Raw genomic sequence first — 20,898 nt, 5'->3', positions numbered from 1 at the left:
GAGATGTCTCGTGGGCTCGGAGATGTGTATAAGAGACAGCCTCCAGGCTGGTGGTCGCGTCAGCGACCGTGGTGGTCCGAAGACCCGCGGGTCAGCCGGTGACGGCCTTCACGCCGTCGGCGTACTGCTGGCCGAGTTCCTCGTTGACCTGCTTGGGCGAGCTGCTGCCGTTCAGGACGCTCTGCAGACCGGCGTTCAGCTGGTCGTAGAAGGTCGAGGTGGGCCAGTCGGGGTAGAACGCCAGGCCGTCACGCTCGGTGAGCGTGTTGAAGTTGGCGATGAGTTCCTTGCTCTTCTCGTCCGTGATGTCGGACTCGGTCGCCGCGACCGGGACGCCACCGTTGTTGCCGATGATCGCCTGCATCTCGGGACGGAGCGTGATGTCGATGAACTCCTCGGCGAGCGTCTTGTTCTTCGCCTTGGTCGGGACGACCCAGAGGTTGCCCGACGAGCCGGGCGACATCTCGGCGCCGGGGTAGAGGAACGTGCCCCAGTCCTGCTTCATCTCGGTGCCGAAGCGGCCGTACCACCACGAGCCGGAGAAGAACATCGGGTACTTGCCGCTGATGAAGGCGGTGCCCGCGTCCTCCGCCTTCATGCCGGTGGCGTCGGCGGAGATGTAGCCCTTGTCGGTCCAGTCCTTGATCGTCTTCGTGGCGTAGCTGATCTGCTCGTCCGAGAAGTCGACGGGGTTCTTGTACAGCTGGTAGTCGTCGACCCAGTCCCGGTCGGCCTTGGTCAGCGCGAGCTGGTACCAGAGCTGGCCGAGCGGGTACTCCGCCGCGGACTCGGCGAGCGGCGTGACGCCCTTCGACTCGAAGGTCGCCATGGCCTTCTCGAGGTCGGCCTCGGTCTTCGGGACCTCGACGCCGTACTCCTCGAAGAGCTCCTTGTTGTAGTAGAACTCGACGTACTCGCCGTAGTCGGGCACGCCGTACCAGGAGCCCGAGCCCATCACGCCCTTCTCGTCGTACCGGGCCGTTGTCTGCAACGACTTCGCGAGCTTGTCGTCCCAGCCGTACTTCTCCACGGCGTCGTCGAGCGGGCTGAGCAGGCCCTGGCTGGCGAGCAGGCCAGCCGTGGCGTTGCCCTTGTTGTACTCGATCAGGTCCGGGGCCTGGTCGGAGTTGAGCGACTGGCTGGCCGTCTTCCGGATCTGCTCGAAGCTCTTCTCCTGGAACTCGACCTTGGCGCCGGTCTCCTTCTCGAAGACCTTGATCGACTCCTTCCAGGCCTTGCCCATGGCGGAGTCCTCGGACTCGAAGTGCCAGAGCTTCAGGGTCTTGCCGTCCTCGTTGCTGCGGTCGTCGGCGCTCCCGCCGGCGGAACAGCCGGTGAGGACGACGGCGGTCGCGGCGAGCCCGGCGAGTGCGCCGAGCAGGCGTGACTTCTTCATGTCGCTACTTCCTTGTAGGGGGATGGGGCTGGTTCGGTTGTCGAAGCGCTTCGACGACGGACCGTCGAGAGCGCCCTTGAGCGGTGCCGGTCAGTGCACCGGTCGGATGGACCCGCGGTCGATGAACCGCGGTCGGAGGAGCGTGACGCCCGGTTCACGGGCACCGTCGACCTGACGGACGGCGCCCTCCACGGCACCGCGACACATCTCCTCGAGCGGGAGGGGGATGGTGGACAGGGGGACCTCGAGCACGTCGGTGTCGTAGCTCGCGCACGCGGCGAGCACGGACACGTCCTCCGGGACGCGGACACCCCGGGACACGAGGTGGGCGAGGACGGCCTCGACGACGGGCTCGTTGCAGTGGAACACGAGCGCCGTCATGTCCGGCAGACCGGCGAGCAGCTCGTCCGCCGCACGGCGCTGGTCGGCGCGGTCGAGGGACGGGTACAGCGCCAGCGTGGCGACGCCGGCGGCGCGGCACTCGTCCTCGAAGGCGTCGGCGAAGCGGCGGATGAAGCCGGTGTGCCGTTCGACGTACGTGGCCGGGTGCCCGATGACCCCGATGCTGCGGTGCCCGGCGGCGGCGAGCTGCCGGACGGATGCCCGTCCGGCCTCGGCGAAGTCCAGGTCGATGCACGTCAGCCCGGTGGTGTCGCCCGGGACACCCACGAACGAGGCCGCGGCGCCGGATCGGCGGACGACCTCGGCGCGCTCGTCGTCCGTGGACACCCCGAGCACGACCACGCCGTCCACCAACGAGCTGTCCACCACGCGGCGGATGCCGGTGACCTCGTCGTCGCGGGCGAGCAGGAGCACGTCGTCGTCGTGCGCCCGGGCGGCCTCGACCACCGCGGTGACGAAGCGCATGTGCGTCGGCAGGTGCGCGTCCTCCCGGATCGGGGCGGACAGCGCGAGGATGTTCGTCCGGGCCCCGGCGAGCATCCGGGCGCCGGCGTTCGGACGGTAGTCGAGCTCGGCGACGGCCTGGTCGATGCGGGCCCGGGTGGTGGCGGAGATCGCGCGCTTGCCGGAGAGGGCGTAGGAGACGGTCGAGATCGACACGCCTGCGGCCTTCGCCACCTCGTGGATCGTCACCATCTGCGCACCTCCTCGTGCCGGTCGTCGTCGTTCGCGGTCGGCTGTCGAAGGGCTTGTGAAGCGCTTCGACGAGCTCGCGACGGCGACGCTAACAGCGTCGAAGCGCTTCGCGCAAGCATCCGTCGGCCCCGCGGACGGATGGAGCGCGCCACGGGGCCGCGGACTCGTGGGCTACGTGCTCCTGCCGCCCGCGCCGTATCCTGACTGCCTGCTCGCCGCCGCTGGGGAGGCCCCCGAGCTCGGGCGACCCCGACCTGTTCGTCGGGCCTGTTGCCCACGGAAGGAACTGCAATGAGCATGGAGAGCGCGGCCTGGAGCTCGCTGTACAAGATCTCGACCGCCAAGAACGGCGAACACGGCTTCTCGCGTGAGTCGGTGCGGCGGATCCTGACGTTCGCCGTGCCCTACCGGGCCAAGCTCGTCGTCTTCATCGCCCTCTCCGTCGTGGGAGCCGTGCTCGCCGTGGCGACGCCGGTGCTCGCCGGCCGGGTGGTCGACGTCATCGTCGCCCGGGGCGCGGTCGCCACGATCGTCTGGCTCGCCGTCGTCATCGCGCTCGTGGCGGTGGGCGACGCCGTCGTGTCACTCGTGACGCGCTGGTACTCGGCGCGGATCGGCGAAGGCGTGATCCTGGACCTCAGGACCGCCGTCTTCGACCACGTGCAGAAGATGCCGATCGCGTTCTTCACGCGCACCCGCACCGGTGCCCTCGTGAGTCGCCTGAACAACGACGTGATCGGCGCGCAGCAGGCCTTCAGCGGCACGCTCTCCGGCGTGGTCACGAACCTCGTGGCACTGGTCCTCACCCTGTCCGTCATGCTCAGCACGTCCTGGCTCGTGACGGTGCTCGCGGTGGTCATGCTCCCGGTCTTCCTGATCCCCGCGCGCCGCATGGGCAGCCGCCTGGCCGCGTTGCGCCGGGAGGCCGCCGACCACAACTCCGCGATGAGCACGCAGATGACCGAGCGGTTCTCGGCACCCGGTGCCACGCTCGTCAAGCTGTTCGGCCGCCCCGACGAGGAGTCCGAGGAGTTCCGCGTGCGCGCCGCCCGTGTCCGCGACATCGGGGTCCGGACCGCGATGCTGCAGTTCGTCTTCGTCACCGCGCTGACGCTCGTGTCCGCCCTCGCCCTCGCCCTCGTGTACGGGCTCGGTGGCTTCCTGGCGCTCGCCGGCCAGCTCGACACCGGCGCGGTGGTCACCCTGGCGCTCCTCCTCACCCGTCTGTACGTGCCGCTGACCAGCCTCGCGAACGCTCGGGTCGAGATCATGAGCGCGGTGGTGAGCTTCGAGCGGGTCTTCGAGGTCCTCGACCTCGAACCGCTCATCCGCGAGCAGCCCGACGCGGTCACCGTCCCCGACGGTCCCGTGGCCGTGGAGTTCGACGACGTCCACTTCGCCTACCCGTCCGCCGACAAGGTGTCCCTCGCCTCCCTCGAGGAGGTCTCCACGCTGGACACCCGTGGCGGCGAGGAGGTGCTGCACGGCGTGTCCTTCCGGATCGAGCCCGGACAGACCGTCGCCCTCGTCGGGACCTCCGGTGCCGGCAAGTCCACGATCGCGCAGCTCCTCGCGCGCCTGTACGACGTCGACAGCGGCGCCGTCCGGCTGGGCGGGACCGACGTCCGCGACGTCACGTTCGCCTCCATGCGGCACACCCTGGGCATGGTGACCCAGGACGGCCACCTCTTCCACGAGACCATCGGCGCCAACCTGCGCCTGGCGCGGCCGGAGGCGTCCGACGACGAGGTGTGGGACGCCGTCCGCCGAGCGCGGCTCGAGCCGCTCATCCGGTCCCTGCCGGACCGGCTGGACACGATGGTGGGCGAGCGTGGGTACCGGCTGTCCGGGGGTGAGCGCCAGCGGATGACCATCGCCAGGCTCCTGCTCGCCCGACCGCGCGTCGTGATCCTCGACGAGGCGACGGCCGCGCTGGACTCCACGTCCGAGGCCGCGGTGCAGGCCGCGCTCAGCGAGGCGCTCGACGGCCGGACCGCGATGGTGATCGCGCACCGCCTCTCCACCATCCGCAGCGCCGACATGATCCTCGTCGTCGAGGACGGCTCCGTCGTGGAGCGCGGGACGCACGAGGAACTGCTGGCGGCGCGTGGACGGTACGAGGAGCTGCACCGGACCCAGTTCGCGGTGCAGGAGGACGTCGCGGCGGAACCGCAGGCGGCGAACCCGACCTGATCGCCGTCCGTCCGCCGCGCTACCTGAGTGGGACCGGTGCCGGCCGGGAGGCACGGCTCGCGACGTCGACGACGGCGTGCGTCCGCCCCGCGGTCGCGATGGACTCCATGACGTCGAGCACGTGGAACGCCAGCGCACCGGAGGCCCGGTGCTCCTCCCCCGACGCGATCGCCCGCGCCATGTCCGCCAGGCCCACACCGCGACCGGCGTCCCGGTGGCCTGCGAGCTCCGGCAACTCACGGAACGTCCGGTCCTCGGCCGTGGCGATCCTGGTCGGGTCCGAGAACCGGTTCGGGTCGGCGACCGACAGCGAACCGGCGGTGCCGTGCACCTCGAACAGCGGCGCCTCGGTCGCCCAGACCTCGAACGACACCGTCATCGTGGAGACGACCCCGCCCTCGTGCTCCAGGACCGCGACGACGTGGGTGTCGACGTCGACCGGCAGGACCCGGCCGGCGTCCGGGCCGGTGGCGACCGTGCGCTGCCGGGTCGACCGGGTCGTGCTGCCGCTGACGCGCACCACGGAGCCGAAGAACGTGACGAGGCTCGTCAGGTAGTACGGGCCCATGTCGAGCAGCGGTCCACCGCCCGGCTGGTAGTAGAAGCCTGGCGCCGGGTGCCAGAGCTCGTGGCCGGGCGCACTCCACGACACCGCCGCCCCGACCGGTGTGCCGATGCGCCCCTCGTCGAGCGCGGCACGGGCGGTCTGCACGCCGGTGCCGAGCACGGTGTCCGGCGCGCTGCCGACCCGCAAGCCCGCGGCCTCGGCGGCGGCGAGGACCGGAGCTGCCTCGGCGGTGCTCAGTGCGAGCGGCTTCTCCCCGTAGACGTGCTTGCCGGCGGCGAGCGCCCGGAGCGCCACGTCGGCGTGCGCGGCGGGGATCGTCAGGTTGAGGACGACGTCGACGTCATCGGACGCGAGCAGTTCGTCGACCCCGAGCGCCTGCACGCCCTGCTCGGCAGCGACCGCAGCCGCTCGTTCGCTGTCGAGGTCGGCGACCGCGGTGAGCCGGAGGTCGGGCAGGGACGGGAACTGCTCGAGGTACTGCTTGCTGATGGTGCCGACGCCGACCATGCCGACGCGCAGGGGGGCAGTGCTCATCGGGCGGCCCACAGCAGACCGCGCTCGATGATCGTGCGGACCGGCTGCGACTCGACGATCTCGATGCGGTGCCCGGGTGCCGAGACGAAGACCCGCCCCTTCCCCCACTGCCGTGTCCAGATGGCCGGCGAGGTCACCGGTCGGTTCCAGGCGTCCCAGCTCCGGGCCTCCTGGGTGGTGGTCGCCAGGACGTCGTCGTACTCGTCGCTGAGCACCCAGTACTGCTCGCTGACCAGGTCGAAGTCGTCGATGCCCTGCGTGATCGGGTGCTCGCGACCGAGGTCGGTGATGTGCACGGTGTACGGGATGTAGTTGTCCGACTGCTCACCCACCCGCTCGGACGGGTGCTTGCCCGCGTGGTGGGCGAACTGGCCGCCGATCATGTGGAGGTAGTCGGCGTTCGCCCGGTACGAGTCCGCGATGCCGCCGTGCCACCCCGCCATGCCGGTGCCGGCGAGGACCGCCCGCTGCAGCCCGGCGAACTCCTCGTCGGCGATCGTCGACATCGTGTTCACCTGCACGACCAGGTCGGTGGCGTCCATGACCGCCTGGTCGGCGTACACCGCGGTGCCCTCCTCGACACGGACGTCGAAGCCGTTGTCGCGGAGGAACGGGATGAAGAGCTCGGTGGTCTCGACGGGCATGTGCCCGTCCCAACCGCCGCGGACGACGAGTGCCTGGCGTTGCACGGGAGGTGCTCCTTGCGGATCGGGGGAAGGGTCGGTCATCGGGTGGGGGCGGGTCACCGGGCCGTGACCGGGGTCCACGCACTGCCGTCGGCGGCGCTCCGCTGCACGGCGTCGAGGACGTCCTGCACGTGCAGCCCGACGGCGAAGGACGGCTCGGGCTGCTGCCCGGTGGTGATCGCGGTCACGAAGTCGACGACCTCGTGCACGAAGGTGTGCTCGTACCCGATCGTGTGTCCGGTCGGCCACCAGTTCGCCATGTACGGGTGCTCGGGCTCGGTGACGAGCACCCGCCGGAAGCCCTGCTCCCCGGCGGGGGCGGTCGCGTCGTACACGCGGAGCTCGTTCATCGCCTCGAGGTCGAACACGATCGCGCCCGTGGACCCGCTGATCTCGATCGTCAGGCCGTTCTTCCGCCCCGTCGCGTACCGGGTGGCCTCGAACGAGGCGACGGTCCCGCCCGGCCGCGCCGCGCCTCCCGTCAGTCGGCCGAGGAACCAGGCGGCGTCGTCGACGGTGACCTGTCCGCGCTCCTCGGAGGCGGTGCCGGACAGTCCGACGCCGTCCGCGAGGAGCGGTCGCTCGTGCACGAAGGTCTCGAGCGTCCCACTCACCGCGCCGAGGGTCGCACCGGTGATGTGTTCGACCAGGTCCACGGCGTGCGCGCCGATGTCGCCGAGCGAGCCGGACCCGGCGAGCGCGGCGTCCAACCGCCACGTCATCGGCCCGTCCGCGTCGGTGAGCCAGTCCTGCAGGTACAGCGCCCGCGCCTGACGGACCTCGCCGATCCGGCCGGCCTGCACGAGCTGGCGGGCGAACGCGAGCGCGGGGACCCGGCGGTAGCTGAAGCCGACCATCGAGCGCACCCCGCGTCCCGCGGCGGACTCCGCGGCGGCGACCATGGCCTCCGCCTCCTCGACGGTGTTGGCGAGGGGCTTCTCGCACAGGACGTGCTTGCCGGCCTCGAGGGCCGCGATCGCGACCTGGACGTGCGACGACCCGGGCGAGCAGACGTCGACGACGTCGATGTCCGGGTCCTCGACCACGCGCCGCCAGTCCGTCTCCGCGCGCTGCCAGCCGAAGCGGGCACGGGCGGCCTCGGTGCGCTCCGGGCCGCGCCCGACGACGACCGTCATCTCGGGCTCGCGGTCGAGCGGGAAGAACCGCGGCGCCACCCGCCACGCCTGCGAGTGCGCGGCCCCCATGAAGCCGTGGCCGATCATCGCGACCCGCAACCGGTCGTCCGTCATCGCATGCTCCCTCGCATCGTGCGTCCGCCGTCGACGGTAGGGACCGCGGGTGGCCGGGACAAGCCGGACGACAGGATCGGAAAACTTTCGTGGCACGGTCGCGCAGGGCGCGCCGGTCACGGGCGCTCCGCGGGTGAGGCACCGCGGCCTGCAGCGCTCCCCGTCGCCGGGTCAGTCGCGGGTGGCGACGATCGTGTACGTCGTCGGGATGCGGTCGCGGTCCCGCTCGGGCCACGTCCACGACCCGTCGCCGGTCTCCTCCATGCGGGAGCTGAAACGCCACGGCAGGGTCCGGCCCTCGTCGAGTCGACGGAGCCGGAGTCCTGCGCCGAGCAGGGCGTTCACGATCTCGGACAGCGGGTGCGGCCACTCGTACGTGCGGGGCTGCGACACGGTCCCGTCGCCGGCGTAGGTGGTCGCGTCCTCCCACTGCTGGGCGGTCCCGTCCGGGAAGTACCGGTGGCGGGTGACGAGCTCGTCGGCGTCCTCGTCCAGGGCGTACAGCGCCGGGTGGCCGTCGCGGATGAAGAACACCCCGCCGGGTCGCAGGAGTGCAGCCACCTGGGCGGCCCACCGGTCCAGGTCGGCCAGCCAGCAGATCGTGCCGATGCTCGTGTAGACGACGTCGAAGTCACCGGTCACCGCGGCGCGGGCGTCGAGGACGTCGGACTCGACCCACGTGACGTCGACCCCGGACCGCTCGGCCAGCACCGCCGCCGACACGAGCGCCGGGTGCGAGAAGTCGACGCCGGTCACGCGCGCTCCCTCCCGCGCGAGCGAGACGGTGTCGGTGCCGATGTGGCACTGCAGGTGGCAGACGTCCAGGCCGTCGAGGGACCGGCCGGGGAGCCAGGGCGTGAGCGCCGGCAGGTCCTCGCGGACGACGTCCTACCGGTGGGCCGGGTCGGCTAAGGCGTCGCGCGCGTAGGCGCCCTCGTGGATCGGCACCCGGTCGTCCCAGTTCGCGCGGTTCGTGTCGCGGGCGTGCTCCCAGTCGACGTCGACGTGGTCCATGCTCATGCGCCCGACCCTACCGAGCAGGGCGGTCGCTCTCGACGGGCCTCCGGACCGGGTCGGACGCCATCCGTGACGGAACGCCCTCCGAACACGTCATGAGGAGAGAGCCGGGCGACGGACCCGGACGACTGGAGGACATCGATGGCCGACCCGATCCCGACCGAGGACCGCTGCCCGAGCGTGTTCGACCGGTGGCGCTGTGGGCTCCCACAGGGCCACGGCGGACTGCACGCGTGGACGGACGCACGCGGTCGGACGACCTGGAACGACACCGCTCAGGGCCGCCGGCTGCCGGACCTGTGAGCGCCGGACGCGGCTCCCGCGGTGCCGCGTCGACCGGTGACCCCACCTGCGCGGCCCGCGCCGGCCGTCAGCGTCGGACGGGAGGCGCGTCCCGCGTCCCGGGACCGGGTGCGGCCGTGGAGTCGCGCACCACGAGCGACGTCGCGAGTTCGACCCGGACCGGCCCGTCGTCGACGTCCCCCACCGGTCCGGTCGCGCCCCCCGCGTGCTGGCGGAGCGCCATTCGTGTCGCCCGCTGGGCCATCTCCTGCAGCGGCTGCCGGATCGTCGTCAGCGCCGGACGTGCCCACCGTGCCGGTGCCACGTCGTCGAACCCGACGACCGACAGGTCCTCGGGCACCCGCAGGCCGGACGCCCGAGCGGCGTCGAGCACGCCGAGGGCCTGCAGGTCGTTGCCCGTCACGATCGCGGTCGGTCGGGGCGCCGTCGCGAGGAGCACACGGGCTGCGCGCTCGCCGTCCGCGCGGCTGAAGTCGGCGACGACGACGTGCCCGGCCGCCCCGTCGTCGACCGCAGCCGTCCCGGCGGAGGTGGTCCGGGCCTCCCGTCCGGCCGCGGCGAGCGCCGCGCGGTGACCGGCCAACCGGTCCGCGGCGCAGCGCATGTCGAGGGGCCCGGCGATCGCGGCGATCCTGCGGTGCCCGAGGTCGAGCAGGTGCTGCGTCGCGGCCGCTCCCCCGGCGGTGTTCGTCGCGCCGACCACGGGGACGTCGGCGGGCGGGTCGCCGACGGGGTCGACGACCGTGAACGGGATGCCCCGCGCGCGGAGCTGGTCGCGTCGGCCCGCGGTGAGGGCGGAGAACTGCAGGACGACCGCCACCGGGCGGCGGTGCAGCACGCCGGCGATCCAGTCCTCACCCACGGCGTGGTCGGCGCCGAGCGCCGAGAGGGACAGCGCGTAGCCGTGCTCCCGGGCGACCTGCTCGACACCGCGGACGATCTCGATCGACCACTCGCTGGCCAGGTCCTCGACGACGAGCTCGACGAGGGACCCGGGCTCGGGCGGACGGTCCCGCTGGGCGTAGCCGGAGGCGGCGAGCAGGTGTTCGACGCGCTCCCGGGTCGGACCGGAGACACCGGGGCGGCCGTTCAGGACCTTCGACACGGTGGCGAGCGAGACCGAGGCCCGGCGGGCGATCGTCCCGAGGGTCGGCCGCGAGCCGGACCCGCCCGCAGCGTCGACGCCCATGCAGCGAGTATCGCAGCACGCGCAGTCGCTGCCCCGCCTACTGGGGCAGGCACCACCGCGGGGACCTTCGCCAGACTGGCGGTGCACAGCCCCGTCCACCCTTGGGGGCCGAACGACGAACCGAGGCTGCGATGACCACCGATGCCCGCTCCGCCGACAGCGCCACCGGCACGGAGACCGACACGACCGACACGGCACCCCGGGTCGACACCGGCACCGGGGCGGGAACGGGCACCGGGGCGGGAACGGGCACCGCGGACGACGAGCGCCTCGAGCAGGCACGCCTCCGCATCCGCATCGCCGAGGCCGCCATCGAACTCATCCGCACCGGCGACAGCCTGCACCTGACCGGTGACGCCGTCGCGGCCCAGGCACGGATCGCCCCGGAGCTGGTGCAGCGCGAGTTCCCGACGTGGGAGAGCCTGCTCGCCGTCGCCGTGATGCGGTGGCACGAGGTCCGTCTGCGGCCGCTGCTGGAGCACGCCACGGGGGACGGTGCCGTCGCGTTCCTGGAACGCCTGATCGCGGCGAACCTCGCCGACCCCCGCATGATGCGCCTGCTGGTCAGCAGCTTGACCGCGGGTGCGGACCCGCTGAACCCGGCGGCGCCGTTCTACCGGAACCAGTACGAGGCCTTCCACCGCACGGTCCGGCAGCTGTTGGACAGCGACGTCGCCACCGGACGGGAAGCGGCGTCGGTCGACACCGGGAGCGCCGCCGTGCAGCTGCTCGCCCTGTACGAGGGACTGCAGCTGCAGGGCATGCTCCGGCAGGGCCTCGACGTCCTGGCGGCGTTCCGGACGGCGACGACGGAGCTGCGCCGCGGCTGGGCCCTGCGCGGGCCGGTCGCGGGCGGCGGCCTCGACGGCGTCTACGACCTCTGACGCCCGGCCGGGAGGCGCGGGGCGGGGCGTCGGCGCGCCGTCGAGGGGTTGCGCTCGGGCCGGTGCAGCGCATATGTTCTCGCTGACAACAAATGCGCTCGACGACGATCGGCAGACCCCATGGCAGTGCAGCCCACCCGCGACGACAAGTTCTCCTTCGGTCTCTGGACCGTCGGCTACAACGGCTCGGACCCCTTCGGCGGCCCGACGCGCCCCCAGCTCGACGTGGTCGAGGCGGTCGAGAAGCTCGACGAGCTCGGCGCCTACGGCCTCACCTTCCACGACGACGACCTCTTCGCGTTCGGCTCGACCGACGCCGAGCGTCAGACCCAGATCGACCGCCTCAAGGGCGCGCTCGAGTCGACCGGCCTCGTCGTCCCGATGGTGACCACGAACCTGTTCTCCGCGCCGGTCTTCAAGGACGGCGGCTTCACCTCGAACGACCGCGACGTCCGCCGGTTCGCGCTCCGCAAGGTGCTCCGCAACGTCGACCTCGCCGCCGAGCTCGGTGCCGAGACGTTCGTCATGTGGGGTGGCCGCGAGGGCGCCGAGTACGACGCCGCCAAGGACGTCCAGGCGGCGCTCGAGCGCTACCGCGAGGCCGTCAACCTCCTCGCCCAGTACGTCACCGACAAGGGCTACGGCATCAAGTTCGCCATCGAGCCGAAGCCGAACGAGCCCCGCGGCGACATCCTGCTCCCGACGCTCGGCCACGCGATCGCGTTCATCGACACCCTCGAGCGCCCCGAGCTGTTCGGCGTGAACCCCGAGGTCGGCCACGAGCAGATGGCGGGCCTGAACTTCACCGCCGGCATCGCGCAGGCGCTGTACTCGGGCAAGCTCTTCCACATCGACCTGAACGGGCAGCGCGGCATCAAGTACGACCAGGACCTCGTCTTCGGTCACGGCGACCTGCAGAACGCGTTCTCGCTCGTCGACCTCCTCGAGCACGGTGCCCCGCAGGGCGGCCGCGCCTACGACGGCCCGCGTCACTTCGACTACAAGCCGTCCCGCACCGAGGACTTCACCGGCGTCTGGGACTCAGCCGCGGCCAACATGCGCATGTACCTGCTCCTCAAGGAGCGTGCCCAGGCGTTCCGCGCCGACCCCGAGGTGCAGGCAGCCCTCGAGGCGTCGAAGGTCACCGAGCTCGCGCAGCCGACGCTGAACGCGGGCGAGTCGTACGACGACTTCCTCGCCGACACCTCCGCCTACGAGGACTTCGACGCCGACGCGTACTTCGGCGGCAAGGGCTTCGGCTTCGTCAAGCTGCAGCAGCTCGCCCTCGAGCACTTGATGGGCGCTCGTGGCTGAGATCGCCTCCAGCGCGACCGACCCCGGTGACGAGGACCTCCTCGTCGCCGGGGTCGACTCGTCCACGCAGTCCTGCAAGGTCGTCGTCCGGCGGGCCGCCACCGGCGAGGTCGTCCGCTCCGGCCGCGCGTCCCACCCGGACGGCACCGAGGTCGACCCCACCGCCTGGTGGGACGCCCTCGGCGCCGCCGTCGCGGACGCCGGCGGGCTCGACGACGTCGCCGCGATCGGCATCGGTGGGCAGCAGCACGGCATGGTCGTGCTCGACGCCGACGGCCGTGTGATCCGCCCGGCCCTGCTCTGGAACGACGTCCGCAGCGCGGCCGCCGCCGCCGCGATGGTCGAGGAACTCGGCCGGGAGGCGTGGGTCGCCCGCACGGGTCTCGTCCCGGTGGCCTCGTTCACCGCCACGAAGCTGCGCTGGCTCCGCGACGCCGAGCCGGAGCACGCGGCCCGCGTCGCGGCCGTCGCGCTCCCGCACGACTGGCTGTCCTGGCGCCTCCGGGGCTACGGCCCTGCGGACGAGAGCCCGCTCGGCCCCGACCTGGACGCCCTGGCGACCGACGGCTCGGACGCCAGCGGCACGGCCTACTGGGACCCGGCCCGCCGCGAGTACGACCCGGAGCTGTTCGAGCTCGCCCTGGGCCGTCCGCTGCGCGGGGCCGAGACCGGTGACGACGGCGACGCGGTGATCGTGCCGCGCGTGGTCGCGCCGTCCGAGGCGATGGGCACGCTCGAGCAGGACGTCGACCTGCCGGGCGGTGCGCGGGCCTCCCGCGGGCTCGTCGTCACGGCGGGCGCGGGGGACAACGCCGGCGCCGCACTGGGCCTCGGCCTGGCGGCGGGCGACGTCGCGGTGTCCCTCGGGACGAGCGGCACGGTGTTCGGCGTGACCGACACCGCGATCGAGGACCCGACGGGCACGGTCGCGGGCTTCGCGGACGCCACGGGTGCCCGCCTGCCGATCGTCACGACGCTCAACGCGGCGCGCGTGCTCGAGGTGGTCGGCGGCCTGCTCGGCGTCGACCACGCCGAGCTCGGGCGGTTGGCACTGCAGGCGCCGGCCGGTGCCGACGGGCTCGTCCTCGTGCCGTACTTCGTCGGTGAGCGCACGCCGAACCGACCGGACGCCACCGCGTCGCTGCTCGGCATGACGCCAGCGACGACGGACCGGACACACCTGGCCCGGGCGGCGGTCGAGGGCATGCTCTGCGCCCTCGCCGACGGGCTCGCCGCGGTGGAGCGCACGGGGGTCACGGTCGAGCGACTCCTGCTCATCGGCGGTGCCGCACAGAACGAGGCCGTCCGGGTCGTCGCCGCGCAGGTGTTCGGCCGCGAGGTCCTCGTGCCGGAACCCGGCGAGTACGTCGCCGCCGGCGCTGCCCGTCAGGCCGCGTGGGTCGTCACCGGGTCACTGCCCGGCTGGTCGATCCCGACCACGGCGATCCCCGCGGACCCGCACCCCGAGGTGCTCGAGCGCTACCGGGCCGCCGTCGGCTGACCGCGGAGCGCACGTCGGCGGCGGGGCGCAACGCGATGACGTTGCGGCTCGCCGCCGTCGTCGTGTCCGGCGTCCGTGCCCTCAGCCAGCCCGCGGGCTGGACCGGACGTGCGCCCGCTCCCCCTGCGGCCCGTACAGGCAGAGCACCTCGGTGACCTGGTCGGTCACGTTGCCGACCCAGTGCGGGGTGTGGGTGTCGAACTCGACGACCTCGCCCGGGCCGAGGTCGAACACCTCGTCGCCGAGCGCCAGTCGGAGCCGACCGGACAGCACGTAGAGCCACTCGTAGCCCTCGTGGGTCTTCAGCGTCGTGTCCGATCCGTGGTCGTGCGGCTCGATGAGCTGCTTGAACGAGCGCACGCCCCCGGTCCGCTTCGTCAGGGGGATCACGACACGGCGACCGTGCCGCTCGGGCTTGAGGTGCACCCGAGGGTCCCCGGTCGCCGGTGCCCCGACGAGGTCGTCGAGCGGCACCTGGTACGCGCGGGCGAGCGGCAGCAGCAGTTCGAGCGTCGGCTTCCGCTGGCCGGACTCCAGCCGGGACAGGGTGCTCACCGAGATGCCGGTGCGCTCCGCGAGTGCGGCGAGGGTGGTGCCCCGTCGCGTGCGGAGCGCTCGGAGCCGTGGGCCGACCGCGTCCACGACGTCGGCCGTCGTCGGCTCCGTGGGGCGGTCCTCCCGTGCGTGTGCCATGCCCCCATGTTGCCATGCCGGCAACGGAGCTTGCCGCGGAGGATCCGCTCGGCGGAGGATCCCCACATGTCCGAACTCCATGACGTCATCGTCGTCGGCGGCGGTGCCGCCGGCCTGTCCGCAGCGCTCATCCTGGGGCGCTCGCGCCGCTCCGTGCTCGTCGTCGACGCGGGCGAACCGCGCAACGCCCCCGCCGAGGGCGTCCACAACTACCTGGGCCAGGAGGGCACCGCACCCCTCGACCTCGTCCGCGTCGGCCGAGAGGAGGCGGCCCGCTACGGCGTCACCGTCACGGACGGGAGGATCGTGGCCGCGTCCGCCACGCCCGTCACCGAGGACGACCCGGTCGGGTTCCGCCTCACCCTGGACAGCGGCGAGGTCGTCGCAGCACGCCGCGTGGTCATCACCGGCGGTGGCGTCGACCTGCTGCCGGACGTCCCCGGACTGGCCGAGCAGTGGGGCCGCGGGGTCGTGCACTGCCCGTTCTGCCACGGGTGGGAGGTCCGCGACCGACGGATCGGCGTCCTGGTGACGACACCGGCCGGAGCGCACCAGGTGCAGATGTTCCGGGCCCTCAGCGAGGACGTGACGGCCTTCGTGGCCGATCCCGGCGCCGTCGACGACACCGTCCTCGCCGGTTTCGCTGCACGGGGGATCACGGTCGTCCACTCCCCCGTCGCGCGAGTGCTGTCCGACGGCGACCGGCTCAGCGGCGTGGAGCTGCCGGACGGGTCCGTCGTCGGACTCGATGCCCTGGCGGCCGCGAGTCGTGTCGAGGCCCGGGTCGACTGGGCCGCGGGGCTCGGACTGACGCCCGTGGACCAGGAGGCCAACGGGACCCGGTTCGGCCGGGTCCTGGCCGTCGACGCGCTCGGGAAGACCGACGTCCCCGGCGTCTACGCGGCCGGCAACGTGGCGAACGCGATGCTGACGGTCATCGGCTCGGCGGCAGCGGGTACGCAGACCGGGGCCGCGGTGCACGGGGACCTGCTGCAGGCGGACGTGGCGGCGGCACTGCGGCGCTGATCGGTCCGCCCGCGTGGCTGCGGCCACGTGGCTGCTGCGCGGCTGCGGCGGCGCACCGGCGTCACCGTGCCGGCGTCAGCACGCTGTCGAGCACCAGGTCCTTGGCCGGGCCATGGGCCTCCCACCGGACCCGCCACCGCTCGGGCGTCCCGGTGAGGAGGCCCGTGTAGTCGTCCGGCGCACAGGCGTGCTCGACACGGTCGCCCCACGCCCAGTCGTGGAACGGCCGGCCGTCGGCGAAGTGCACGAACCACCGGTCACCGGTGCTGCGACGGACGGACAGGGTGCGCCACACCGGCGTCTCGGTGGCGCCGAGGACCATCGTCCCCGCCTCGCGCCAGCGCACGGACCCGTCGTCCTCGGCCGTCAGTTCGGTGGAGCCGGTCACCGTGCCCGTCACCCCGGCGAGGCGGTCGTGCACCGTCCGGTGCAGGTCCCACCGCCCGAGCAGGTCGGTGGGCAGCAGCAGTGCCGGGGCGGATGCCTCGGTGGCCGTCACTCGACCCGGTACCCGGCCTGTGCGGCGAGCAGCGGCGCGAGCGTGTACAGCTGCTCGCCGCCGATCGTCGCACCGCGCAGCCCGTCGAGCCGCTCCACCCGGTCGAGGTCGGCGTCGCGGAGGTCCACGTCCTCGATGCGGGTGTCCGCCCCGGCGACCTCCCGGATCGTGCTGCCCGGGAAGGCCACGCGCTGCAGCCGGGCGTCCGCGATGTCGACCTCGTCGATGACGCAGTCGCGGAACACCACGTCGGTGAGCACCGACGCGCGGAGGTTCACGAACCCGAGCTTCATGCCGACGAACTCCACCGCGCTGAACGAACTGTCGTACAGCTCGGCCGACCCGATCCGTCCGCCGGCGATCCGGACCTCGCGCCACGCGCCGCTCTGGGCACGGAGCACGGGGGCGTCCAGCACCTCGACCACGGTGTCCCGGATGCGGAGCCCGCGCAGGTCGGCGCCGTCGGCCCGGAGGGTCCCGACGACGCACTCCTCGAGCTCCAGGTCGGGCAGCCGCTCCCCCGCCACGTCGAGCACGTCGATGCGCTTGCCGTCGATCCGGTCACCGGTCAGCACGTCCCCGGCTCCGGGCGACCACGGCTCGAGGTCTGCCGGTTCGGTCAGGGTGATGCGGGGCGCCGCGACGCCGGTCTTCCGTGCCATGCCCCCAGTCTGCCGCGGACGGACGACCACGGGGTGGCCACCGGGATCGTCAGACGTCGGCCTCGTCCGGACGGGCGGCTGCTCGCAGGGCGTCGGCCATCCGCCCGGTGAAGTCGATGAACAGCTCGAAGGACTCGGGAGCCACGGCGCCCTCGAGCACCTGGCGGTACGCGGCCCGCACGGACCCGAGGACCGCGACCCCGTCGAGCGTGAGCTCGATCCGGACGCTGCGCCGGTCATCGGGGTTGCGGACGCGGTCGAGCAGTCCCTGCCGGGTGAGCCGGTCGAGGAGCGCGGTCACGGCCCCCGTCCCCATCTCGAGGTACCCGCCGAGTTCCTTCGGCGTGCGGTCGTCGTCGACCGCGCCGAGGAACTGCAGCGCGCGGAGGTCCACCGGGTTCAGACCGTGCCGGACGGCGAGGTGCTGCATGAGGTGCGCGTGCTCGACCTGTGCGCCGTAGAAGGTCGCCACGGCCTCGTCGAGGAGGCGGTCGAGGTCGGCGGTGGAGGGGCGCCGGGGAGGTGCGGTCACGTGCCGAGCATAGTCGACATCCGTTCATCACGAAGATTGACAAACTCGAAAATCGAGGCGTACAGTCGCAGATGCCTCGAAAATCGAGGCGACACGATCAGGATGGAACCCGGAAATGCGTCGCCCTACCCGCACCCTCGCTCGCCTCGGCACCTTCGCCGTGATCCCCGCCGCGCTGCTCGCCGCCGGCGTCGCCGTCTCCACGGCGAGCTACTCGGCCTTCTCGGCGACCTCGTCCGACGGTGCCGACAACTGGTCGATGGGCACGGTCGCGTTGACGAACGACGCCTCGAACGGCGCGCTGTTCTCCGCGTCGAACCTCAAGCCCGGGTCCACCGACACGAACTGCATCGCGGTGACCTCGAGCGGCAGCCTGCCGAGCGCCGTCCGCATGTACGCGAAGGACGTCACCCAGACCAAGGCCCTGGCCTCGTCCGTGACCCTCCAGGTCAAGCAGGGCACCGGCGGCGGCTACGGCACCTGTGACGGGTTCACGGCGGCGACCGGGACCGACGGCACCCTCTACGACGGCTCGCTCGCGTCCTTCGTGTCGACCCGGAAGGATTACGCGTCCGGCCTCGGGACGTGGAAGACCGCGGGCACGAAGCCCGAGACGCGGACCTTCCAGATCACGTACACCGTCTCCCCCGACGCACCCGCGACCCTCATGGGCGCCACCGCCAGCCTCGGCTTCACCTGGGAAGCCCAGAACCTCTAGTCCCTGCCCACCACCGCACGCCCACCGGACAGGAGGATCGGCATGCGCTCGTCGTCGTGGCTCCGGTTCACGGTCGTGCTCGCCGCTCGTGGCGTCATCGCGGCACTCGTGGGCGTCGCGTTCTGGGGCATCGCTCCGCTCGCACTCGGGTGGCACACCACCACCGTGATGACGGGCTCCATGCAGCCCACCCTGCTGCCCGGTGACGTCGTCGTGAGCAAGCCGGTCCCGGCCCACGACCTCCGGGCGGGTCAGGTGCTGCTCTTCCCGGACCCCGACCACGCCGGCGTGCTGCGCCTGCACCGCCTCCACGACGTGGACGCCCACGGCGAGCTCGTCACGAAGGGCGACGCGAACCCGGAGGCGGACTCGACCGCCGTCGCGCGGTCCTCGGTCGTCGGGGTCGGGTACCTGCGTGTCCCGCTCGTCGGGCTCCCGGTCGTCTGGGCCGCGGAGCACCGGACCGTGCCCCTCGTCGCACTGGCCGCCGGGATCGTCGTGCTCGCCGGGTTCGCCGTGGTGCCCGCCGTGCGCACCCGCACCGACGCCCCGACCGACCGGCTCCCGCGCCACGGCCGTCACCGTGCCGCACGTCCGCGCCGCCCCCGCGCCCGGGCCGTCGTGGTCGCGGCGGCGGTGTGTGCCGTCGTCGGGGTCGCACTGCCCGCACCCGCGGCGGCCGCTGCCTTCGCAGCGACCACGACCACCGGGGCCAGTTCGATCACCACCGCGGTCGCCACCCCGGTGACCGGGCTCACCTGCACGAACGTCGGCAACGCCGCGGTCGACGTGGCATGGACCTACTCCGGGGTCGCACCCGAACGCTTCACCGTCCTGGTCGACGGGGCCGCGAGCGGGATCAGCACCGCTGCGGGCGAGCGGGACGTCACGCTGGGCGCGTCGGACTTCTTCGTCTGGAAGACGTCGACCATCAGCGTGCGCACCGACCTCACCGACACGTGGACGGCCACGTCGCCGTCCACCGTGCGGATCACCACGATCCGGCTGTTCGGACTCGGCCGCACCTCCTGCGCCCGCTGACGGGCCCGGTCGGACGCCGGTCCGCGGCCTACCCCGGAGTCAGCGCCCGGCGACGTAGTGGCTGCTCACCTGCGCCGCGGTGAGCACGGAGTTGTAGACGGCAGCGAACCGCATCGAACCCGTGAAGTACGGGTTCGCCGGCGCTCCGGGCCAGCCGGAGATCGTGTCGTACCCGATGCGCCAGTACCCGGTGTAGTTCTCCGGCGCCGTGTAGTTCGCGTTCGAGGCCACGAGCGCGCCGTCGACGTACAACCGCATGCCGGTCGTGGCGGACATCGTCGAGACGACGTGGTGCCACGCGCCGTCGTTGTAGGACTTCGGCGAGGTCACCACCTGCGTGGCCCCGTTGTAGGCGCCGAAGACGAGCTGCCCGTTCGTGTTGAGGTAGATCTGCCGGTCGTGCTGGCCGGAGACGGTGACCTGGCTGCCGCCGAAGCCGATGAGCAGGCCGCCGGCCACCGAGGTGCGGAACCAGACCTCCTCGCTGAAGGTCACGGGGTTCCGCTGCGCCGCGGGGGTGGAGAGGAAGTCGGACGCTCCGTCGAGGAGCCACGCGGTCCCGGGGTCGCGGGGGCAGGCGACCGGGCTCGGGGCGCTCGCGGTCATCCCGCCCTGGTAGGTGCCGTTCGCGCCCTTGCCGGAGAAGTCGGCCGCGGTCGTCGAGCCGGACGGCTCGGTCAGCTTGTACGCGAACAGGGCATTGCTGGCGGTGGCGTCGAAGCCGACCGCACCGGTGCAGGTGTTCGACGCCGCGGTGCCGGCGGAGTTCGACCCGTTCGTCACCTTCGCGCTGAAGCCCGAGCGGGTCGGGGCGAACTGGTTGACGAGGAGGACGACGGCGAGTGCGACGACCAGCAGGAGCGCGACGACCTTGCCGTCGCGGAGACGACCGGGGTTCACGAGGGCCGCACCGTCTGCACGCGTCCGACCACCAGGCAGAGGACGAGCGGGACCAGGCAGGCGGCGACGAGCAGGGCCCAGCCCGTCGGGTCGAGGTCGATGCTCGACATGAGCTGGTAGTGACCGTGCCGGTTGAGCTCGGTGATGGTGACCCGCCCCACCTCGCCGTCGACGAGGTGCACGGCGTTGCCGCCGACCGCGTCGACGCGGACGGGGAAGATCCCGGAGGAGACGACGGTCGCCTCGACCGAGCCGGGGGACGTGCTGTTCGAGATCGTCGTGACGTTGACGAAGGGCTTGAGCAGGAAGGCCGCGTAGGAGACCGTGAGGGAACCGCCGGCGATGCGCAGGCTGCTCCGGGTGACCCGGTCGGTGAAGGCGCTGGTCAGGCCCCAGATGAGGAGCGTCCCGACCAGGAGGACCGGGGTGGCCTTGAAGAGCCAGCCCAGGTGCGGGACGAGCAGGACCGGGGCGCCGACCAGGTCGTCCTGGGTCAGGGTCCACGGGTCGGCGGCACCGTTCACGTCGCCCCGGGCGCGGATGCCGCCGTCGGGGTCGATCTCGATGATCCGGTGGGTGTACACGACGTCGGGGTTCGCGGCGACGCTGTACGAGACGATGTCGCCGACGCGGAGCGACGAGGCCTGCACGGGCATGTCGAGCACGAGCGTGCCGACCGGGGCGGCTTCACCCATCGACGGCGTCTCGACGACGAACCAGCGGCCGCCGTTGGTGAGGAACAGCATCGCGGCGGTCAGGAGGACCGCGGCGATGACGGCGACCGACCAGGCGAGGACGGACTCGGAGCGGCTGAACGTTCGCCCACGCAGGAGCGGCCGCGGCAGTGTCCCGCTGAGCGGGATGGCCGAGGTCTGGCTCATGTGCTGCTCCGTC

22 protein-coding genes are annotated in these 20,898 nt (G+C 72.5%); 8 read left to right on the top strand and 14 right to left on the bottom strand.

What is annotated here, in order from left to right; genetic code table 11:
- Positions 1-91: 91 nt before the first annotated feature.
- Together DEJ32_RS15495 and DEJ32_RS15490 are read right to left on the bottom strand one after the other, a co-directional pair.
- The gene (locus DEJ32_RS15495) at positions 92-1,396 is read right to left on the bottom strand and encodes an extracellular solute-binding protein (protein ID WP_110825560.1); all 1,305 of its coding nucleotides are present in this window, start codon (positions 1,394-1,396) and stop codon (positions 92-94) included.
- A gap of 90 nt (positions 1,397-1,486) precedes the next feature.
- The gene (locus tag DEJ32_RS15490; RefSeq protein ID WP_110901936.1) at positions 1,487-2,494 is read right to left on the bottom strand and encodes a LacI family DNA-binding transcriptional regulator; all 1,008 of its coding nucleotides are present in this window, start codon (positions 2,492-2,494) and stop codon (positions 1,487-1,489) included.
- A gap of 291 nt (positions 2,495-2,785) precedes the next feature.
- On the opposite strand from DEJ32_RS15490, the gene DEJ32_RS15485 reads away from it, so the two are divergent.
- Complete coding sequence (locus tag DEJ32_RS15485; protein WP_110901935.1) at positions 2,786-4,687, top strand: ABC transporter ATP-binding protein; 1,902 nt, start codon at positions 2,786-2,788, stop codon at positions 4,685-4,687.
- A gap of 19 nt (positions 4,688-4,706) precedes the next feature.
- Here the strand turns inward: DEJ32_RS15485 and DEJ32_RS15480 are convergent, their stop codons facing one another.
- The 5 genes from DEJ32_RS15480 to DEJ32_RS16585 form a co-directional block, all read right to left on the bottom strand.
- The gene (locus DEJ32_RS15480) at positions 4,707-5,789 is read right to left on the bottom strand and encodes a Gfo/Idh/MocA family protein (RefSeq protein ID WP_110901940.1); all 1,083 of its coding nucleotides are present in this window, start codon (positions 5,787-5,789) and stop codon (positions 4,707-4,709) included.
- Positions 5,786-6,433 carry a ThuA domain-containing protein gene (locus DEJ32_RS15475; RefSeq protein ID WP_258367627.1) on the bottom strand — a complete coding sequence of 216 codons (648 nt, stop codon included), beginning with the start codon at positions 6,431-6,433 and terminating at the stop codon, positions 5,786-5,788. Before DEJ32_RS15475 ends, DEJ32_RS15480 begins: the two co-directional genes overlap by 4 nt.
- A gap of 98 nt (positions 6,434-6,531) precedes the next feature.
- Entirely contained in the window at positions 6,532-7,725 is a 1,194-nt protein-coding gene (locus DEJ32_RS15470) for a Gfo/Idh/MocA family protein (RefSeq protein ID WP_110901934.1), read from the bottom strand.
- Positions 7,726-7,896: 171 nt separating this feature from the next.
- Complete coding sequence (locus DEJ32_RS15465; protein WP_375342330.1) at positions 7,897-8,550, bottom strand: class I SAM-dependent methyltransferase; 654 nt, start codon at positions 8,548-8,550, stop codon at positions 7,897-7,899.
- Between the two features lie 63 nt (positions 8,551-8,613).
- Positions 8,614-8,745 carry a hypothetical protein gene (locus DEJ32_RS16585; protein ID WP_258369102.1) on the bottom strand — a complete coding sequence of 44 codons (132 nt, stop codon included), beginning with the start codon at positions 8,743-8,745 and terminating at the stop codon, positions 8,614-8,616.
- A gap of 138 nt (positions 8,746-8,883) precedes the next feature.
- On the opposite strand from DEJ32_RS16585, the gene DEJ32_RS16365 reads away from it, so the two are divergent.
- Complete coding sequence (locus DEJ32_RS16365; protein WP_181419509.1) at positions 8,884-9,045, top strand: hypothetical protein; 162 nt, start codon at positions 8,884-8,886, stop codon at positions 9,043-9,045.
- A 67-nt stretch (positions 9,046-9,112) separates the two neighbouring features.
- On the opposite strand, the gene DEJ32_RS15460 is transcribed toward DEJ32_RS16365, so the two are convergent.
- On the bottom strand, positions 9,113-10,234 hold the full coding sequence (locus DEJ32_RS15460) for a LacI family DNA-binding transcriptional regulator (RefSeq protein ID WP_110901933.1): 1,122 nt from the start codon (positions 10,232-10,234) through the stop codon (positions 9,113-9,115).
- Positions 10,235-10,365: 131 nt separating this feature from the next.
- Between DEJ32_RS15460 and DEJ32_RS15455 the strand changes: the two genes are divergently transcribed.
- The 3 genes from DEJ32_RS15455 (at position 10,366) to xylB (ending at position 13,933) form a co-directional block, all read left to right on the top strand.
- Positions 10,366-11,118: a TetR/AcrR family transcriptional regulator gene (locus DEJ32_RS15455; protein ID WP_110901932.1), complete on the top strand. Its 753-nt coding sequence runs from the start codon at positions 10,366-10,368 to the stop codon at positions 11,116-11,118.
- A 120-nt stretch (positions 11,119-11,238) separates the two neighbouring features.
- The gene (gene xylA / locus DEJ32_RS15450) at positions 11,239-12,432 is read left to right on the top strand and encodes a xylose isomerase (protein ID WP_110901931.1); all 1,194 of its coding nucleotides are present in this window, start codon (positions 11,239-11,241) and stop codon (positions 12,430-12,432) included.
- The gene (gene xylB / locus DEJ32_RS15445) at positions 12,425-13,933 is read left to right on the top strand and encodes a xylulokinase (RefSeq protein WP_258369101.1); all 1,509 of its coding nucleotides are present in this window, start codon (positions 12,425-12,427) and stop codon (positions 13,931-13,933) included. Before xylA ends, xylB begins: the two co-directional genes overlap by 8 nt.
- Positions 13,934-14,014: 81 nt before the next feature.
- Here the strand turns inward: xylB and DEJ32_RS15440 are convergent, their stop codons facing one another.
- Positions 14,015-14,626 (bottom strand): helix-turn-helix domain-containing protein, encoded by a 612-nt coding sequence (locus DEJ32_RS15440; RefSeq protein WP_110901930.1) that lies wholly within the window; start codon positions 14,624-14,626, stop codon positions 14,015-14,017.
- 66 nt (positions 14,627-14,692) lie between these two features.
- Here DEJ32_RS15440 and DEJ32_RS15435 point away from each other — a divergent pair, with 66 nt between their 5' ends.
- Positions 14,693-15,652, top strand: a complete 960-nt coding sequence (locus DEJ32_RS15435; RefSeq protein ID WP_110901929.1) for an NAD(P)/FAD-dependent oxidoreductase — start codon at positions 14,693-14,695, stop codon at positions 15,650-15,652.
- A gap of 61 nt (positions 15,653-15,713) precedes the next feature.
- Here the strand turns inward: DEJ32_RS15435 and DEJ32_RS15430 are convergent, their stop codons facing one another.
- The 3 genes from DEJ32_RS15430 to DEJ32_RS15420 are packed head-to-tail and all read right to left on the bottom strand — an operon-like array spanning position 15,714 to position 17,345.
- A complete protein-coding gene (locus DEJ32_RS15430; protein ID WP_110901928.1) occupies positions 15,714-16,151 on the bottom strand; it encodes a DUF6314 family protein in 438 nt (145 codons plus the stop codon).
- Positions 16,148-16,813 (bottom strand): pentapeptide repeat-containing protein, encoded by a 666-nt coding sequence (locus tag DEJ32_RS15425; protein ID WP_110901927.1) that lies wholly within the window; start codon positions 16,811-16,813, stop codon positions 16,148-16,150. Before DEJ32_RS15425 ends, DEJ32_RS15430 begins: the two co-directional genes overlap by 4 nt.
- 49 nt (positions 16,814-16,862) lie before the next feature.
- Complete coding sequence (locus DEJ32_RS15420) at positions 16,863-17,345, bottom strand: MarR family winged helix-turn-helix transcriptional regulator (RefSeq protein WP_258369100.1); 483 nt, start codon at positions 17,343-17,345, stop codon at positions 16,863-16,865.
- 115 nt (positions 17,346-17,460) lie between these two features.
- Between DEJ32_RS15420 and DEJ32_RS15415 the strand changes: the two genes are divergently transcribed.
- A complete protein-coding gene (locus DEJ32_RS15415) occupies positions 17,461-18,063 on the top strand; it encodes a hypothetical protein (RefSeq protein WP_110901926.1) in 603 nt (200 codons plus the stop codon).
- A 42-nt stretch (positions 18,064-18,105) separates the two neighbouring features.
- A complete protein-coding gene (locus DEJ32_RS15410) occupies positions 18,106-19,104 on the top strand; it encodes a signal peptidase I (protein WP_110901925.1) in 999 nt (332 codons plus the stop codon).
- Positions 19,105-19,143: 39 nt separating this feature from the next.
- Here the strand turns inward: DEJ32_RS15410 and DEJ32_RS15405 are convergent, their stop codons facing one another.
- Complete coding sequence (locus DEJ32_RS15405) at positions 19,144-20,004, bottom strand: LamG domain-containing protein (protein WP_110901924.1); 861 nt, start codon at positions 20,002-20,004, stop codon at positions 19,144-19,146.
- Positions 20,001-20,885 carry a S26 family signal peptidase gene (locus DEJ32_RS15400; protein ID WP_110901923.1) on the bottom strand — a complete coding sequence of 295 codons (885 nt, stop codon included), beginning with the start codon at positions 20,883-20,885 and terminating at the stop codon, positions 20,001-20,003. Before DEJ32_RS15400 ends, DEJ32_RS15405 begins: the two co-directional genes overlap by 4 nt.
- Between the last annotated feature and the right edge of the window lie 13 nt (positions 20,886-20,898).

This window comes from Curtobacterium sp. MCPF17_046 (assembly GCF_003224295.1).
In the GTDB taxonomy this organism is placed as follows: domain Bacteria; phylum Actinomycetota; class Actinomycetes; order Actinomycetales; family Microbacteriaceae; genus Curtobacterium.
Note: the sequence above shows the minus strand (reverse complement) of the source record. Positions and strands in the feature narration are given on the sequence as shown.

Bases quoted from the DNA above. Each gene is read 5' to 3' on its own strand.
- DEJ32_RS15495 (WP_110825560.1), bottom strand. From the start codon at position 1,396: ATGAAGAAGTCACGCCTGCTCGGCGCACTCGCCGGGCTCGCCGCGACC.
- DEJ32_RS15490 (WP_110901936.1), bottom strand. From the start codon at position 2,494: ATGGTGACGATCCACGAGGTGGCGAAGGCCGCAGGCGTGTCGATCTCG.
- DEJ32_RS15485 (WP_110901935.1), top strand. From the start codon at position 2,786: ATGAGCATGGAGAGCGCGGCCTGGAGCTCGCTGTACAAGATCTCGACC.
- DEJ32_RS15480 (WP_110901940.1), bottom strand. From the start codon at position 5,789: ATGAGCACTGCCCCCCTGCGCGTCGGCATGGTCGGCGTCGGCACCATC.
- DEJ32_RS15475 (WP_258367627.1), bottom strand. From the start codon at position 6,433: ATGCCCGTCGAGACCACCGAGCTCTTCATCCCGTTCCTCCGCGACAAC.
- DEJ32_RS15470 (WP_110901934.1), bottom strand. From the start codon at position 7,725: ATGACGGACGACCGGTTGCGGGTCGCGATGATCGGCCACGGCTTCATG.
- DEJ32_RS16585 (WP_258369102.1), bottom strand. From the start codon at position 8,745: ATGAGCATGGACCACGTCGACGTCGACTGGGAGCACGCCCGCGACACG.
- DEJ32_RS16365 (WP_181419509.1), top strand. From the start codon at position 8,884: ATGGCCGACCCGATCCCGACCGAGGACCGCTGCCCGAGCGTGTTCGAC.
- DEJ32_RS15460 (WP_110901933.1), bottom strand. From the start codon at position 10,234: ATGGGCGTCGACGCTGCGGGCGGGTCCGGCTCGCGGCCGACCCTCGGG.
- DEJ32_RS15455 (WP_110901932.1), top strand. From the start codon at position 10,366: ATGACCACCGATGCCCGCTCCGCCGACAGCGCCACCGGCACGGAGACC.
- xylA (WP_110901931.1), top strand. From the start codon at position 11,239: ATGGCAGTGCAGCCCACCCGCGACGACAAGTTCTCCTTCGGTCTCTGG.
- DEJ32_RS15440 (WP_110901930.1), bottom strand. From the start codon at position 14,626: ATGGCACACGCACGGGAGGACCGCCCCACGGAGCCGACGACGGCCGAC.
- DEJ32_RS15435 (WP_110901929.1), top strand. From the start codon at position 14,693: ATGTCCGAACTCCATGACGTCATCGTCGTCGGCGGCGGTGCCGCCGGC.
- DEJ32_RS15425 (WP_110901927.1), bottom strand. From the start codon at position 16,813: ATGGCACGGAAGACCGGCGTCGCGGCGCCCCGCATCACCCTGACCGAA.
- DEJ32_RS15415 (WP_110901926.1), top strand. From the start codon at position 17,461: ATGCGTCGCCCTACCCGCACCCTCGCTCGCCTCGGCACCTTCGCCGTG.
- DEJ32_RS15410 (WP_110901925.1), top strand. From the start codon at position 18,106: ATGCGCTCGTCGTCGTGGCTCCGGTTCACGGTCGTGCTCGCCGCTCGT.
- DEJ32_RS15400 (WP_110901923.1), bottom strand. From the start codon at position 20,885: ATGAGCCAGACCTCGGCCATCCCGCTCAGCGGGACACTGCCGCGGCCG.